This window comes from Micromonospora foliorum (assembly GCF_022229015.1).
In the GTDB taxonomy this organism is placed as follows: domain Bacteria; phylum Actinomycetota; class Actinomycetes; order Mycobacteriales; family Micromonosporaceae; genus Micromonospora; species Micromonospora foliorum.
Genome location: NZ_JAKKFF010000529.1, coordinates 1 through 1,612, shown reverse-complemented (window position 1 = coordinate 1,612; position 1,612 = coordinate 1). Strand labels below are relative to the sequence as shown.

At 74.9% G+C, this 1,612-nt stretch carries 1 protein-coding gene and 1 pseudogene; both read right to left on the bottom strand.

The features are described 5' to 3' along the window. A partial coding sequence (murJ, locus tag PSH25_RS29475) for a murein biosynthesis integral membrane protein MurJ (RefSeq protein ID WP_238662117.1) occupies positions 1-1,393 on the bottom strand: 1,393 nt, incomplete at its 3' end. A gap of 1 nt (position 1,394) precedes the next feature. Continuing rightward, positions 1,395-1,612: pseudogene (locus tag PSH25_RS29470) on the bottom strand (hypothetical protein); the annotation flags it as partial.

Below are 1,612 nucleotides of genomic sequence, written 5' to 3'. Positions count from 1 at the left end.
CACCGGCCGCCCCGGCCCGCGCCGCGCCCGCGAGGGCGGGACGGCCGGCGCCGCGCAGCACCGCCAGGAGCAGCAGGGCGCCGAGCACCAGCATCCCCACCGAGTTGGCGGACGTCACCGCGAGCACCCGGTCGGCGGTGGGGAGCAGCACCGTCAACGGCAGCGCCACGGCCGGGACGACCAGCCAGCCGAGGGTGATCGCCACCGTCGCCGACCGGGTGTCGCCGCGCGCGTACAGCGCGCGGGACAGGACCGCGAACAAGCCGTAGCCGAGCAGACCCGGCGCGAACCCGCTGATGGCCGCCGCGGTGGATGCCGGATTGTCCGGGTAGAAGAGGGCGGCGATCGGCTGCGCGGTGCCGATCAACGCCGCGACGCCCAGGCAGCTGAAGAGCAGCACGCCACGCACCGCGCCGGAGAGGGTCCGTCGATAACCGTCCTCGTCGCCGGCGGCGCTGGCGGTGGCCAGCGTGGGATAGGACGCCACCGCCAGCGGCACGGCGAGGACCGCCCACGGCAGCAGGTAGATCGCCTGGGCCAGGTTGAACACCTGGGGGGAGCCGGTGGGCCCTCCGGAGACCCGGTTGAGGACCACCAGGAGCGCGACCTGCTGCGCGGCCACCGTCACCGCGCCGGCCGTGGCGAGCCCGCCGATCCGCGCCCGCGCGTCGGCGGTGAAGGCGTACCCGAACCGGGGCCGTAGCCGCAGCCGTCGCAGCGGGATGAGCAGCGACAGCGACAGCACGACCACGCCCAGGGTGGTGCCGCCGGAGAGGAGCAGTTCGCCGCTGCGGCCGACCTGGGCCACCGACACACCCCGCCCCTGAGCGGCCCCGAAGGCCACGTAGACGACGACCACGGTCAGGCTGGACAGCAACGGCGCGATGACCGGCCAGGCGAAGCGTCGGTGTGCCTGGAGGACGCCGGTGAGCACGATGCCGATCCCGTACAGCGGCAACTGCGGGGCGAACACCCGCAGCATCCGGGCGCCGGCGGCGAGTTCCGCCGCCGACCGTCCCTCGCTGATCAGCGAGATGATCGGGTCGGCGAACAGGGCGACGAGAACGGCGAGGGGAACCAGCAGGCTCACCGTCCAGGTGAGCAGGGCGCCGGTGGTCGCCGCCACCGTCCGCCGGTCCTGCGCCGCGACCGCCCCGGCCAGCAGCGGCACGACCAGGCTGGCCAACGCCCCGCCCGCGACGATCTCGAAGACGATGTTCGGCACCGTGTTGGCGATGACGTACATGCCGCCCAGGTCGCTCTGCTCGACCACCCAGGTGAACACGGCGGTGCGGCCGAAGCCGGCGAGTCGGCTGGCCACGGTGAGGACGGCGATGAGCGCGGCTGCCCCGGCCAGCCGGCCGGCGCCGGCGAGGGGTGCCGGTCTGGTCACGTCAGTCGGCGCGTCGGCCCAGTGCGTCGAGCTCGCGTAGCCCCGGGGTCCGCTGGATCACCGCCGTGAAGCTGACCTTCTCGCTGGCGGCGGTGAGCCCGGCGAGGACGGCGAGCAGACCGGCCCGGCCGAGCGGGCCGGTACGGGCGGCGAGCGCGACGCCGAGCAGCGCCCCGAGCGCGTTCGCGCCACTGTCGCCGAGCATCACGTCCTCGGCCA